Origin of the sequence: Streptomyces sp. NBC_01352 (assembly GCF_036237295.1) — a bacterium.
Classification (GTDB): Bacteria; Actinomycetota; Actinomycetes; order Streptomycetales; family Streptomycetaceae; genus Streptomyces; species Streptomyces plumbiresistens.
On the sequence record NZ_CP108354.1, the window covers coordinates 8,555,377 to 8,569,189 of the forward strand.

11 protein-coding genes are annotated in these 13,813 nt (G+C 71.9%); 5 read left to right on the forward strand and 6 right to left on the reverse strand.

Annotated elements, in window-relative coordinates:
* Positions 1–164: 164 nt before the first annotated feature.
* Complete coding sequence (locus tag OG252_RS39345; protein ID WP_329342192.1) at positions 165–971, forward strand: SGNH/GDSL hydrolase family protein; 807 nt, start codon at positions 165–167, stop codon at positions 969–971.
* Between the two features lie 122 nt (positions 972–1,093).
* On the opposite strand, the gene OG252_RS39350 is transcribed toward OG252_RS39345, so the two are convergent.
* From OG252_RS39350 to OG252_RS39365, 4 genes are all read right to left on the reverse strand, one after another.
* Positions 1,094–2,725 carry a serine/threonine-protein kinase gene (locus OG252_RS39350; protein ID WP_329342194.1) on the reverse strand — a complete coding sequence of 544 codons (1,632 nt, stop codon included), beginning with the start codon at positions 2,723–2,725 and terminating at the stop codon, positions 1,094–1,096.
* Positions 2,726–2,770: 45 nt separating this feature from the next.
* On the reverse strand, positions 2,771–4,483 hold the full coding sequence (locus OG252_RS39355; protein WP_329342196.1) for an urease accessory protein UreH domain-containing protein: 1,713 nt from the start codon (positions 4,481–4,483) through the stop codon (positions 2,771–2,773).
* On the reverse strand, positions 4,480–6,366 hold the full coding sequence (locus tag OG252_RS39360) for a tetratricopeptide repeat protein (RefSeq protein WP_443068511.1): 1,887 nt from the start codon (positions 6,364–6,366) through the stop codon (positions 4,480–4,482). The genes OG252_RS39355 and OG252_RS39360 overlap by 4 nt, the downstream gene beginning before the upstream one ends.
* Positions 6,367–6,555: 189 nt before the next feature.
* Positions 6,556–8,088, reverse strand: coding sequence for a DUF4331 domain-containing protein (locus OG252_RS39365; RefSeq protein WP_266442255.1), 1,533 nt, complete (start codon positions 8,086–8,088; stop codon positions 6,556–6,558).
* A gap of 207 nt (positions 8,089–8,295) precedes the next feature.
* On the opposite strand from OG252_RS39365, the gene OG252_RS39370 reads away from it, so the two are divergent.
* The 4 genes from OG252_RS39370 to OG252_RS39385 all read left to right on the forward strand — a co-directional run bounded on the left by OG252_RS39370 (position 8,296) and on the right by OG252_RS39385 (position 12,036).
* Positions 8,296–8,838 (forward strand): sigma-70 family RNA polymerase sigma factor, encoded by a 543-nt coding sequence (locus OG252_RS39370; RefSeq protein ID WP_266442257.1) that lies wholly within the window; start codon positions 8,296–8,298, stop codon positions 8,836–8,838.
* Positions 8,835–9,635 (forward strand): anti-sigma factor, encoded by an 801-nt coding sequence (locus OG252_RS39375; protein ID WP_266442260.1) that lies wholly within the window; start codon positions 8,835–8,837, stop codon positions 9,633–9,635. Before OG252_RS39370 ends, OG252_RS39375 begins: the two co-directional genes overlap by 4 nt.
* Before the next feature lie 126 nt (positions 9,636–9,761).
* On the forward strand, positions 9,762–10,028 hold the full coding sequence (locus tag OG252_RS39380) for a hypothetical protein (protein WP_266442263.1): 267 nt from the start codon (positions 9,762–9,764) through the stop codon (positions 10,026–10,028).
* A gap of 316 nt (positions 10,029–10,344) precedes the next feature.
* A complete protein-coding gene (locus OG252_RS39385; RefSeq protein ID WP_329342202.1) occupies positions 10,345–12,036 on the forward strand; it encodes an amidohydrolase in 1,692 nt (563 codons plus the stop codon).
* Positions 12,037–12,051: 15 nt separating this feature from the next.
* Here the strand turns inward: OG252_RS39385 and OG252_RS39390 are convergent, their stop codons facing one another.
* Positions 12,052–12,834 (reverse strand): ABC transporter permease, encoded by a 783-nt coding sequence (locus tag OG252_RS39390; RefSeq protein WP_266442270.1) that lies wholly within the window; start codon positions 12,832–12,834, stop codon positions 12,052–12,054.
* On the reverse strand, positions 12,831–13,778 hold the full coding sequence (locus tag OG252_RS39395; RefSeq protein ID WP_266442273.1) for an ATP-binding cassette domain-containing protein: 948 nt from the start codon (positions 13,776–13,778) through the stop codon (positions 12,831–12,833). Before OG252_RS39395 ends, OG252_RS39390 begins: the two co-directional genes overlap by 4 nt.
* Positions 13,779–13,813: the final 35 nt, after the last annotated feature.

A 13,813-nucleotide genomic window follows, 5' to 3' on the forward strand; every position in this document is an offset into this window, starting at 1 on the left:
TACGGGCGTAGATCAAGGGACTTGAGGACCTGTCACATGTTTGTCATGGACGCGTAATCCAACGCGCCGTCAGCGCGCCCGAAAAGTCTTGGCATGAACACTTCCCGTCAACACGCGTAGTTGCTACGACGGTTGTGGCAGAGATCCTGCTAAAGGGAGGTTCCATGAGACGTTCCCGATTTGCCGCTTACGTCGGCTCGCTCCTCCTCGCCGCCGTCACCGCCCTCACCGGGGCCACGACCGCGCAGGCATCCCAACTCGCCGCCCCCGGCGGCTATGTGGCCCTCGGCGACTCCTACTCCTCCGGGGTCGGCGCGGGCAGCTACCTCTCCGCGAGCGGCGACTGCAAGCGCAGCACGAAGGCCTATCCCTACCTCTGGGCCGCCGCCCATTCACCCTCGTCGTTCCATTTCACCGCTTGCTCGGGCGCCCGAACGGGTGATGTTCTGGCGAGTCAGCTCACCCCGCTCAGCGCCACCACCGGCCTCGTCTCGATCAGCGTCGGCGGCAACGACGCGGGGTTCGCCGACGTCATGACGACCTGTGTGCTCCAGTCCGACAGCGCCTGCCTGTCCCGGATCAACACCGCGAAGGCGTACGTCGACTCGACGCTGCCCGGAAAGCTCGACGGCGTCTACTCGGCGATCCGCTCCAAGGCGCCCAACGCCCGCGTGGTCGTGCTCGGTTACCCCCGCTTCTACAAGCTCGGCACCGCCTGCCTCGGCCTCTCCGAGACCAAACGGAAGGCGATCAACGACGCGGCCGACTATCTCGACACCGCCATCGCCAAGCGCGCCGCGAACTTCGGCTACGTCTTCGGCGACGTCCGCACCACCTTCACCGGCCACGAGCTCTGCTCCGGAAGCTCCTGGCTGCACAGCCTCAACCTGCTGAACATCGGCGAGTCGTACCACCCCACGGCGGCCGGCCAGTCCGGCGGCTACCTGCCGGTCCTCAACGGCCTGGCCTAGGGCCTGGCCGGCGGATCGGGGCGCAGGAAATCGGCGGCGCCTGATGAACGCCGGTGAGCGGGGGCTGGTGCGCGCACCAGCCCCCGCGTCTGCGGCATGATCCGCCGGCCAGGCCCTGACCGTCAGGAGGAAGGCGAAGCGGAAGCGGAGGCCCCGTCCGGCGGGGTCTCCGTCACGCAGGTCACCGAGAACGGCACCGAGTTGGACGTCGTCTCCACCGGAGAGCGGACCTCGACACTGATCTCGTTCTCCAGGCTGCCGTTCTCGTCGTTCGTCGTCACGAACGCCGTGTCCTGCTTGGTCAGGCCGCCGCCCGCCGGGAACGAGAGGGTCTTCCACCCCTGGTCCATGATCTCGCCGTCCTTGGACACCCAGCGGTAGGTCACCTCCGACGGCAGGCTGCCCACCGTGAGGGTCGCCGTGAAGGCGGGCGCCTCGTCCTGCGGGGGCGGGCAGGTGCCGGTGTACTCCGTGTGCGCGCCGGCCAGCGTGACCTTCACCGACGCGGGCGGAGCGGAGGTCGTGGCGCTGCTGCTGGGGCTCGGGCTCGGGGAGCGGCTCGGCTCCGCCGTGTCACTGCGGTCGGGGTCGCTCACCGAGGGGGAACTCAGGCCTGTCGTCTCGCTCTTGGGGCCTCCGGCCTCCTTGCCGTCGTCATCGCGGTTCAGCAGCGCGTACGTCAGCCCGGCGACCGCCAGCGCGAGGGCGACGATCCCGGCGATCAGGACGACGGCGGCTCGGCGGTTGCGACGGGGCTCCTCGGTCGTGGTTGTGGCCGTGCCTCCGGAGTGGGTCCACGGAGGCGGTGGTGGGACGGGCGCCGTCGCTGACGACTGGGCGTGCGTCGGCGGGGGCTGGGGCGGCTGCTGGTAGGCGGCGATCGTCGGCGTGTAGGGCGAGGCCTGGACGGCGTCCGAGCGGAGGGTGCCTCCCGCGCCGATCACCCGCAGATCCTGCTCGGCCCGGTCGGCGGGCAGCCGCTCGGCCGGGTCCTTGCGCAACAGTCCCTCGATCACGGGGGCGAGCGGACCGGCCCGGTGCGCCGGCGGCAGCTCCTCGTCGACGATCGCGCGCAGGGTGCTGAGCGGGGTGTTCTGCCGAAAGGGGGAGTTGCCCTCGACCGCCGCGTACAGCAGCACGCCGAGCGACCACAGGTCCGACTCCGGGCCGGGCGTGCGGCCCAGCGCCCGCTCCGGCGCCAGGAACTCCGGCGAGCCGATGACCTCGCCGGTCATCGTCAGCGCGGAGCTGCCCTCGACCATCGCGATGCCGAAGTCGGTCAGCACCACGCGTCCGTCGTTCGACAGCAGGACGTTGGCCGGCTTCACGTCCCGGTGCAGCACCCCCGCCTCGTGCGCGGCCCGCAGCGCGGCCAGCACCTCCGCGCCGATGTGCGCGGCGCGCTGCGGTGTGAGCGGGCCCTCGGCCTCCAGGAGCTCGGCCAGCGAGATGCCCCGGACCAGCTCCATGACGATCCAGGGGCGGTGGTCCTGGGTGGCCACGTCGTACACCGTCACCACGTTGCGGTTGGAGATCCGGGCCGCCGCCCATGCCTCCCGCTCCAGCCGCGCGTACATCCGCTCGATGTCCGCGCCGGGCAGTCCGGAGGGCGCGCGCACCTCCTTGACGGCGACCTCGCGGCTGAGCAACTCGTCGCGGGCGCGCCACACCGTTCCCATGCCGCCCTCGCCGAGCGGGGACAGCAGACGGTAGCGGCCCGCGATCAGACGTTCACTGCCCGGTTCTTCGGACACGTGCGCCCCCTCTTCGCATCCGCGAGATTTCTCCCCAAAAGTAACTCAGCCGAGTGCGGATGCCGCCCCCTTGAGCACCAGTCCGGCCCCAAGAGCCACGACGACGAGTGCGGACCCCAGCGGTGCGGTCCGGCGGACCAGGGCCGTCAGCGGGCTGCTCGACCAGCGCGGGCGTTTGTCCAGCACCCGGGTGACTCCGGTACCCAGTTTGACGACCGCGAAGCCGGCCGCGGTGAGGGTGAGGGCGAGCCCGACGCCGTACGCGACGACGAGCAGCAGCCCGAACCAGGCCTGCCCGAGCGCCGCGGCGCCGACGAGTACGACGACGGCGGACGGACTGGGCACGAGGCCGCCGGCGAAGCCGAGGAGGATCGTGCCGCGGAGGGTGGGGGCGGTGGCGTGGGTGTGGGTGAAGCCGCCGTGGGTGTGTTCGACGGTGTGGGGGTGGGCGTGGGGGTGGTCGCCTTCGTGGCTGTGCCCGTGGTCGTGACTGTGGTCGTGGTCGTGGTCGTGGTCGTGGTGGGGGTGGGGGTGGGCGTGCGGGTGAGGGGCTTCGTGGGTGTGGCCCGTGGGAGTGGCGTGGCTGTGGGCGCCGACCAGGACCGGCGTGCGCTCGTGGGCGTGCGGGTGCGGGTGTCCGTGGTCGTGGTCGTGCGGGTGGGGGTGGTCGTGTCCGTGTGGCGGTCGGCGGCTTCGCCAGGCCCGTCGTACGAGGGTCGCGCCCGCCACCGTCACCAGGGCGCCGCTCGCGATGCCCAGCCAGGCGATCACCGAGGGTGCCGCCGCCGAGCCGGCCGTGACCAGGAGGCCGAGGGCGACCACGCCGAGGGTGTGGGTGACCGTCACGGAGGCGGCGAGGGGCAGGACGTCCTTCATCCGGGCCCGCCCTCCGCGTGCCGCGGCCACCGCCGCCATCAGGGTCTTGCCGTGGCCCGGTGCGAGGGCGTGCATCGCGCCGAGAGCGACGGCGATGAGCAGGGCGAGCGCGGCGAAGCCGACGGTGAGGTCGTTGCGGGCGACCAGGGAGTCCAGGGCCCGGGTCCAGCGGTCGGCGCCGCGGGGCAGGACGGAGGCGGCGGGGGCGTCCGTCTGCTCCTCGACGAGGGCCGGGCCGCCGGGCCGGACGCGCAGGGCGGCCGTGCTGGTGTCGGCGGGGGAGGAGAGCAACTCCTCGGGATAGGCGGTCAGTTCGCGGGACGGCGACGTCGTCGGTACGTCCGACTCGGTGAGCGTCGTGCGGTCGCCGCGCGCGGTGATCTCCCGCCAGCCGGGGCCGGAGTCCGTGGCCGCGCTGCGGAAGCCGAGGGTGACGGCGTCGCCCTCGGGGAGCGGGGCCGTGAGGCGGCACTCCACGCGGAGGGTGTCGAGGCCGGCCTGGCCGGGGCGCAGGCGTGCCGTGCTGCTCTCCGGGGTGAGGGCGACCCCCCGGCCGTCGACGGTGACCCTGCTGCCCTCAGCGGCCCGGGCGCACCGCTGCCGGGCCCACTCGGTCATGCCCAGCCGCTCGATCTCCGGACCGGCCTGCGTCGCCGGGATCTCGGCGAGGTCCTCGACGTGGTCGACGCGCAGTTCGCCGGGGGCGGTGACGAGGCCGTCGTAGTGGTTGACGGTGAAGTTACCGAGGGGATGGGCGCCGGCCGTCCCCGAGGGCACGAGCACGAGCGCACAGGCCGCCGTGAGGACGGCCGCGGCGGAGGCGAGGACGCGGCGACGGGGCCGGGACTGATGGTGGGGCTGGAGCTGGGGCCGGGTCTTCACTTGGCCGCCTCCAGCGTCTTACGGGCCTCACGGGCGCCCAGGGGCGAGAAGCCGGGGTTGCGATCCAGGGCCGCCTTCAGGTGGGTGCGGGCCTCCTTCTCGTCGCCCGCGGCGTGTTCGATCACACCGCGGTGGTAGAGGAAGGCGGCGTTGCGGTAGCCGGTGGCCGTGGCCCGGCGGGCGTACGGCAGGGCCTCCTCGTCGCGGCCGTTGACGTGCAGGGCCCAGGCGAGGGCGTCCGCGGTGTGCACGGTGTGGCGGCGGGCCCATTCGGCGCGGGCCGCGCGCAGGGCCTCGGCCCGGTCGCCGTGGTCGGCGGCGGCGAGCGCGGTGTCGAGGTCGGCGTTGACGCCGCCCGCCCGGGCGAGTGCCGTCCAGGCGTCCACGAGGGCGTACTGGTCGCCGGCCTTCGCCCGGTCGCCCTCGGCGCCGCGGGCCTCGTACAGCTCGCCGAGTGCGACGAGCGGGCCGGGCAGCGGGTAGCGGGCGACGACGGTCTCCATGCCCTTGATCGCGGCCGCCCGGTCGCCGTTCGCGGCCTGCGTGCGGGCGCGGCCCTCCAGGGCGGGCAGATAGGTGTCGTCGGCGGCGAGGGCGCGGGCGTAGTGGTCCAGGGCCGTCTCGTACTCGCCCTGGTTCCAGGCGAGTTGGCCGAGGGCGGTGGCCACGTACGCCACGTCTCCGGGGGCCGTGGCGGACGCGAGCGCCTGCTCCAGCACCCGGCGCGCGGTGCGCACGTCGCCGCGCAGCTCGTGCACGTACGCGTACCGCGTGAAGACGGGAATGCCCGGCCGCCGCTCGTCCGCGAGCTCGGCGGCCTTCAACGCGTCGTCGTAGCGGCCGAGTTCGACGAGCGCGTCGACACGGGAGGACAGGGCGCGCTCGCTGTACGGGTTCTGCTCCAGCGCCTGGTCGGCGTAGGCGAGCGCGTCCTCGAAGTCGTGCCGTGCCGCGGCGAGGGCGGCGCGGCCGGCGAGCGCCTGGACGTTGTCCGGCTCCAGGCCGAGGGAGCGCTTCAGCGCCCGCTCCGCCTGCGGATAGCGCGACGGGTCGCCCTTCGTCCGGGCTTGCTCGACATAGGCGAGACCGAGCGTGGCCCAGCCGCCGAAGTCCCTCGGCTGGGCGCGCAGATGAGCCTGCAGGGCGGTGATGCTCGCGTCGAGGTCACCGCCGGTGAGCAGTTCGGGCGACACGGCGGCGGGTGCGGAAACGACCTCCGCCGTGCCGCCGTCCCGCACGGCACCGACCGCGATGGAACCGGCGGTGAACGCGATGGCCAACAGCACGGCACAACCGGCCAGTTGAGCGGCCCGCCAACGCCGCCCGGCAGCCCCCACCCGCCGCACGGCGGCAACGCGCTGATCGGTCACGGCGATTTCGGAGCCCTGAGCGGGACGGGCCGCCTCCGGCGTGGCTTGGGTATCGGGCCGAGGGTCCGCTGACGCGGTGTCGGCCTCCGGCGGGGTTGCGTTCTGGGGTGGGGATGCTTTCGAGTCGGGCCCCGGCTTGGGCTGAGCGGTCTTAGGGGTAGCTCGGCCGCCGGTCCGAGGATCCGCTGACGCGGCCTTCGTCCCCGCCCCCGCCCGGGACGCGCTCCGCGGCTGGGGTGATTTCGAGTCGGCCCTCGGCTTGGGCCGAGTCGTCTCCGGGGTGCCCTTGGCCTCCGGCGCGACCGGCTCCGGGGCGGAGGTGGTTGGCGCAGCCGAAGAATCCGGGCCCGCCCCCGTCCCCGTCCCCGCCCCCGGCACGGCGGTTGTGCTCGCCCCGTCCACGGGCACCGCAGCCGCAGCCGCAGCCGCAGCCGCAGCCGCGCCGCCTTCGTGTCCCGGCCCCGCGGCCACGGCCATACCCGCACCGCCCTCGTGTCCCGGCCCCGCGTCCATGCCCGGGCCACGCCCGCGCTCCGGCGGCGCCGTCGGCTCTGCGCCCTGGTCGTTCTCCGGTGCGCTGTCGTTCGTACGCCGGGCCATGCCCTCTCCTCGGTCGGCTCGCTGTGCAGGGAAGCTGCGGCGCGGCCCGCGCCGTGGGGGAATGGGAAGGTGCGGGCCGCGCCAGTCAATGGGGAGTACGGATCAGTACGCCCGGCCCCTCATCCGGCGCCACCACATCAGGCCGGTGCCGATCAGGAGGATGCCGGCCGCGCCGGCGCCCGCGGAGGCGGCGATCAGCGTGGTGTCGTCGGTCCCGCCCGCACCGGTCGGCTGCAGCGCGTCGCCGATCTGGCTGCGGACGTCGTTGCCGTCGGTGGTGCCCTTGGCGAGCGGGCCGCGGGAACCCTCGGTGGGCAGAGCGACGTACGGGAAGGCCTTCTCGAAGTCCTTGTCGTTCTTGTCGACGGCGTCGCCCAGGTCGTTCTTGGCACCCAGCAGTTCACCCTCGACGACCTGGAGCGAGGCGTCGATCACGTCGTCGGTGAGGCGGCGTCCGTTCGGGAAGCCCGCGTTGTCGCCGTCGAGGACACCGAGCCGCTTGGGGTCGGCGACCGGCTGGATCGAGGTGTTGAGGCGCAGTTGCTCCGACGCGCGCACGTGCGGCGGCTGGTTGAGGCCCTTGACGCCCTTCAGGAAGACGTCGACGAGGTCGTTGCGCGGCTCGTCGGGCGCGTCGATCTTGTAGATCGCCTCGATGAGCTTCGGCAGCTCCGGGTTGGTCACGTTCTCGAGGAACTGGGCGTCGTCCCAGGGCGCGGACGCGTTGAACTTGTCCTTGTCCTTGATCGGGTTGACGACCTCGTTGACCAGCGGCATGCCGAGGCGCGAGACCTGGGAGTAGTAGCCCTGCGCGTTCTTGCGCTGGGTCGTCGACCAGATACCGACGATCGGCTGCTCGGCCGACTCGGTGATCATGTGGGTCGGGACCTGGAGGGCGATGGAGTTGACGTTGTAGCCCTTGAGGGTGTCGTTGCCGACCTCGGTGAGGTTCCCGCCGTACAGCAGGTCGAAGACCCGCAGGTCCAGGAAGAACGGGTCGTCGGCCTGGCCGGCGAACGTCGTCGAGCCGCCGGGCAGTTCGTGCACCGCCTGGTCGCGCAGCTTGGCGTAGTCCGGCATGGACGCCTTGCCCACGTTCGACGGCGCCACCGGCACGTCGTCGGCGACCTTCGTCTTCGACACCAGCTTCTGCTTCTTGAGCTTCAGCAGCTCGATGTCGTACGTCTGGGTGACGTTCAGGTCCGGGTCGTCCAGGCTCTCGACCGGCCCGGTGTTGTACAGGAACGACTTGTCGTTCTTGACGTGCGTCTTGAAGGTGAAGCGGTACAGCAGTTCGCCCTGCGCGTCCCCGTTGTTGTCGATGTGGAGGTCGTACTGCGCGTCCTCGGCGAACGGGAAGAAGTTCGGACCGCCGGCCGGCTCCTCGAAGGGGATCCAGTTCGCCACGATCGTCGTCGTGTCGGGCTTGTCCGGGCTGACGAACGCGTACACGTCCGTGTTGTCGTACTGGGGCTGCCCCGATATCAGCGGGGCCTCCCGGTGGCTGGAGGCGGCGGCCGCCCCCGGTTCCAGCGCGGTCACGCCGGCGGCTGCGAGCCCCCCGGCGGCCAGCGCACCACATACGAGGGTCGCGAGGTGCTTGCGTCCCGAACCGCTCCTGGAGATAGGTGTCATGCCGTCCGTCCTCAGTCCAACTTGCCTGACGCCGGGGGATTCGGAGCGGGGGGCCGGCCGGATTGGTCGAATCTGAAAACTCTTTTTCTCCCTGCCCGGCCCGCGTTTTCGGCCCGCTGATCCGTACCCCATCCGGAGGTGGGTTCGTTGCGAATACCTCGTGGGACGGGGCGGGCCGGGTGCGGTGTGCGGAGAGGGGGAGCCGGGGTGGAGGCGGACGAGCTGCTGGTGCTCGTGGCGGGTGGTGACCAGAGGGCGTTCGAAGAGTTGTACGGACTGGTGTCCGGGCCCGTGTTCGGGCTGGTGAGACGGGTCGTACGGGATCCGGCGCAGTCGGAGGAGGTGTCGCAGGAAGTGTTGCTCGAACTCTGGCGGTCGGCGGGGCGGTTCGACCCGGGGCGGGGCAGCGCCCTGTCCTGGATCCTCACCCTGGCCCATCGCCGGGCCGTCGACCGGGTGCGCAGCGCCCGCGCGGCCGGCGAACGCGAGCAGCGCGAGGCGAGGCGGTCCCACAACCCCGCCTTCGACCAGGTCACCGAGGAGGTGGAGGCCGGCCTCGAACGCGAGTGGGTGCGCCGCTGCCTGGACCGCCTCACGACTCTGCAGCGCCAGTCGGTCACCCTCGCTTATTACGAGGGGTACACCTACCGTGAAGTGGCCGAGCGACTCTCCTTGCCGCTCGGCACGGTGAAGACGAGGATGCGTGACGGACTGACCCGCCTGCGCGAGTGCCTGGGAGGTGTGGCGTGAGCCTGTTCCGCCGCGAGAACCTCCACTCCCTGGCCGCGCCCTACGCCCTGGACGCCCTGGAACCCGACGAGCGCCGCCGCTTCGAGAAGCACCTGAAGAAGTGCGACAGCTGCCCCGCCGAGGTGCGCGCCCTGGCCGAGGACGCCGTCCGGCTCGCCTGGTCGGCGGCCGCCCCGGCGCCGGCCGCGATGCGCGAACGGGTCCTGGCCGCCGTACGCACCACTCCGCAGGAGAACGCCCCGCGGGAGGCGGCACGCGCGCGTACGCCCCAGTTGCCGCCGCACGTGTGGGGGGTGCAGCCGCCGCCCCGTGAGCGGCGGCGGATCCCTCTGTTCGTGCCCTTCGCGACGGCGACCGCCGCCGCGGCCCTCGTGGTGGCGTCCCTGTTCGCCGTCCAGGCCGGGCAGACGGAGGACCAACTGAACGCCGAGCGGGCCCAGGCGCGTGAGATCGCCCACGTTCTCGCGGCTCCCGACGCGCGTGCGACGAGGGGCCAGGACACCGAGGGCCGCAGTATCGGAGTGGTCGCCTCCGCTTCGGAGGGGAGCGCGGTCGTCACCCTGAGCGGATACGACGACCTGCCGAGCGACCGTGTGCGCCAACTGTGGCTCATGCGCCCCGACGCGCAACCGCGCTCCCTGGGGCTCTTCGACGACGACACGCCCTTGGTGGCGTCCGGTCTCGACACCTCCGCCACCTCACTCGCTGTGACCGTCGAGCCCGACGGGGGATCACCGCAGCCCACTACCCAGCCGGTTGTCCAACTCGCCCTGAAATCGGTTGGATTCGGAGAGTGATCAAAGAGGAGTCGTCAACCTCCTTACAGGGAAGGTGAATCCTGTGACCGCGATACACGAGTGCCCCAAGGGGGCGATAGGGTTACCCTGCCCGGGCCGGGTGGACTCGTACGGGTGGGGAGTGACATGGAACAGATAACAGTGCGCAGCAGGGCGAGGGTCCCTGCGATCACCTGCGGGAGCAGCGCGACCAGTTCGCGTCTCGACCGCCATCTCTCGGTGCTGGGCGGTCCTGCCGTCCCCCAACGGGAGACGGTCGAGGCGACCTCGTTGATGCGTGAGCTGACCGCACGTGACGCGCGCGAGCGCAGCCCCAGGGGTGCGCGAGTGAGGCGGCTCTCGCTGTTCGCGCCACTGCGCCGACTGAGCCGTTCGCTGTTCGGCGGGCGCTGAGCCCTCGCGTTCGGAGTTCCTGACCCGCGCTCAGGCGGCCACACCGTCCCGGCGTAGTGCTGCGATCCCGTCGTCCGTCATCCCCACGGCATGCAGCGGCGTCCAGGTGTGTCCGCCGAGCGCGGGTACGTCTCCTCACCCTCCCGTCTCCCGTTGCCCCCGCGCGTAACACCTTTGTCATGCACGCATGTTGACCCGGCAACGTTGCCGGTCCAGGGTTGTTGATCGTTTACACGTTTCACGTGGCTGATGCACCGATCCTCAACCGCCGGAGGCGCGCGTGTGTGACCTGCACGATCAGCATGAACACGAGACGATGTCCGCGAACGGCCAGGCGCTGAGCCGCCGCCGCATCATGCAGCTGCTGGGCGCGGCCGGTGTCACGACCGCCGTGATGGCCGCCGAGACCGACCCCGCGATGGCGGCCTCCGCCGACGACACCCCGTCCGCCTACCAGGCACCCACCGGTCTCGCCCAGGACAGCCCCGCCAAGACGACCGCCCTGGACTGGATCAAGGGCAACTCGGGCCGGATCACCGCTCTCAACTCCGAGATCTGGGAGAACGCCGAGCTCAGCCTGCGCGAGTGGAACTCCTCCCTCGCCGAGGCGGGCTTCCTCGAGAAGGCCGGATTCGACGTCGAGTTCGGCACCGCCGGCTTCCCGACCGCGTTCACCGCGACCTTCTCGTACGGCAGCGGCGGCCCCGTCCTCGGCTTCAGCGGCGAGTACGACGCCCTGCCCGGCCTCTCGCAGCACAAGGGCGTCGGCCACCACGACCCGCGCGAGTACGTCCACGACCCCTTCGCCCCCAGCTACGGCCCCGGCCACGGCTGCGGCCACAGCGCCCTCGGCACGGCGGCGGCAGCGGCCGCGGCGGCCGTCGCGCAGGCCGCCAAGAAGCACAGACTTCCGGTCACCGTGAAGTTCTTCGGCTCCACCGCCGAGGAGGCCCTGATCGGCAAGACGTACGCGGTCAGCAAGGGCGTGTACGAGGGCCTCGACGCGTTCCTCGACTGGCACCCGTCGACCTCCAACGCCACCGGGTGGGGCTCCTCGACCGCGATGACGGCCGTGACCTTCACCTTCCTCGGCGTCGCCGGTCACGGCGGTACCCCGCTCGGCAACAAGAGCGCGCTGGACGCGGCCGTGATGATGGCGACCATGTCGGAGTTCCTGCGCGAGGAGAACCTGGCCCCGTCCGGCCGCCTGCACTGGGTGATCAACAACGGCGGGGACATCCCCAACGTCACCCCGGAGATCGCCGAGATCTCCTACTACGTACGGGAGGGCAGCCCCGCCCGCGTCCAGGTCCTCCTCGACAAGGTGATCGCCGTCTCGGAGGCCGCCGCCAAGGCCTCGCAGACGAAGGTGCGGCACCGCATCACCTCCGCCTGCTGGAACCAGCTGCCCTCCAAGGCCTTCGCCGAGCTGATGCACGACAACATGCGGCAGATAGGTCCGCCCGAGTACTCCGACGAGGCCCACCAGCTGGCCAAGGAGCTGCAGGAGTCCCTCGGGCTGCCGCAGAAGGGCATGCACGCCGAGGTCGCCGCGCTCACCGCCCCCAACCCGGTGTTCATGGGCGGCGGTTCCACGGACGTGGCCGACATCAGCTGGAACGTGCCGACCGTCTCCATGGGCGCGGCGCTCGCCCCGATCGGCACCAAGATGCACACCTGGTCCACCGCCTCCTGCGCGGCGGCCGCCCCCGGCCAGGCGGCCCTGCTCGCCGCCGCGCGCTATCTCGCGGCCACGGCCGTCGACCTGATCACCCAGCCCGAACGGCTGAAGGCGATCAAGGCCGAGTTCACGGAGCGGACGAAGGGCGTCGAGTGGAAGACGTCCCTCCCCGACGGCTACGAGCCGCCGATGTACGAGCCGCCCCAGTGGTTCCTGAAGAAGACCGGCCAGAGCTGGCCGCCGGACAACATCACCTGGCCGCCGAAGCGGGTCGTCTCCCAGGAGAAGTTCTCCTCGCTCGGGCCCGAACTGGCCCCGCAGACCTAGGGCCGCGACAGGCGGTCAGCGCTCGCCGTGCGCGTACCGTCGCACGGCGAGTGGCACGAACACCGCGAGGAGGACCGCGCACCAGGCCAGTGACCCGGCGACGGGATGGGCCACCGGCCAGGCCGCACCCTCCGGCACGGGGGCGTTGCCGAAGAGGTCCCGCAGGGCCGTCGTCACCGCGCTGATGGGGTTCCACTCGGCGACCGTCCGGAGCCAGCCCGGCAGCCCTTCGGCCGGGATGTACGCGTTGGACAGCAGCGGCAGCAGGAAGGTCGCGCCGCCGAGCTGGCCCGCGGCCTCCTCGTTGCGGGTGAGCAGGCCCAGGAAGATCCCGATCCAGGTGGTGGCGAACCGGAACAGCAGCAACAGACCGAAGGCACCCACCGCCTCCAGAGCGCTCCCCTCCACGCGCCAGCCCACCGCGAGGCCGACCAGCAGCAGCGGAACCGTACCGGCCGCCGTGACGACCAGGTCCGCCACCGCCTGCCCCAGCGGCACGGCCGCCCGGCTCATCGGCAGGGTGCGGAAGCGGTCCATCACGCCGCGGTGGGTGTCCCCGGCCGCCTGGAACATCCCGGTCATGATCCCGTTCGCGGCGGTCGCCACCAGCAGGCCCGGGAGCAGGAACGCGCGGTACTGCTCGCCCGGCATCGCGAGCGCGCTGCCGAAGACGTAGCCGAAGAACAGCAGCATGCTGATCGGCATCGTCTGGGTCAGGATCAGCAGCCCCGGGTTGTTCCGCATCCGCCGCAGCTGACGGCCGAGCATCGCGCCGCCGTCGTAGGCCAGTGTGGTCATGCCGCACGCTCCTGGTGGTCGTCGGTGAGCCGGAGGAACACGTCGTCGAGGGTCGGCGGACGCAGGCTCGCGTCCAGCAACGGCACGCCCGCCGCGTCGAGTTCGCGCACCAGGCGGGGGATGGTGAGCGTCGAGTCCCGGCTGACCGCGCCGACGGCGTTGCGCTCATGGTCGAACGAGGGTTGCGTACCGGTGAGTTGGTCCAGCACGGCCGCCGCCTTCGCCAGCACGTCCGCGTCCGCGACGACGACCTCGACATGGGTCCCGATGAGTGACTTGAGCTGGGCCGGCGAACCCGTGTGCGCGACCCGCCCGCGGTCCACCAGGGCGATGTCGTGGGCGAGTTGGTCGGCCTCCTCCAGGTACTGCGTGGTCAGCAGCACGGTCGTGCCCTCCGCGGTGAGGTCGCGCACGGCGGACCAGATCAGGTTCCGGCTGGCCGGGTCGAGCCCGGTGGTCGGCTCGTCCAGGAACAGCACCTCGGGACGGCGTATCAGACTCGCCGCCAGGTCCAGCCGGCGGCGCATCCCGCCCGAGTAGGTGGACGCGGCCCGGTCGGCGGCCTCGGCCAGCCCGAAGCGGTCCAGGAGCTCGCCGGCCCGCTCGGCCGGCCCCCGCACCCGGTGCAGCCGGGCGAACAGGCGCAGGTTCTCGCGCCCGGTCAGGTCCCCGTCGACCGACGCGTACTGCCCGGTGACGCCGATGCTGCGCCGTACGGCCGCCGCCTCCCGGACGAGGTCGTGGCCGGCGATCCGCGCCGAGCCCGCGTCCGGTCGCAGCAGCGTGGTGAGCAGGCGTACGGCCGTGGTCTTGCCCGCCCCGTTCGGGCCGAGGATGCCGCAGACCGTGCCGGTCGCCACCGCGAGATCCAGGCCACGCAGGGCGTGCACGGCACCGAACCGCTTCTCCAGACCTTCACTAAGTACAGCGTACGTAGAAGTCATGGGTCGACCATAGCGCACTACGTACGCTGTACGTA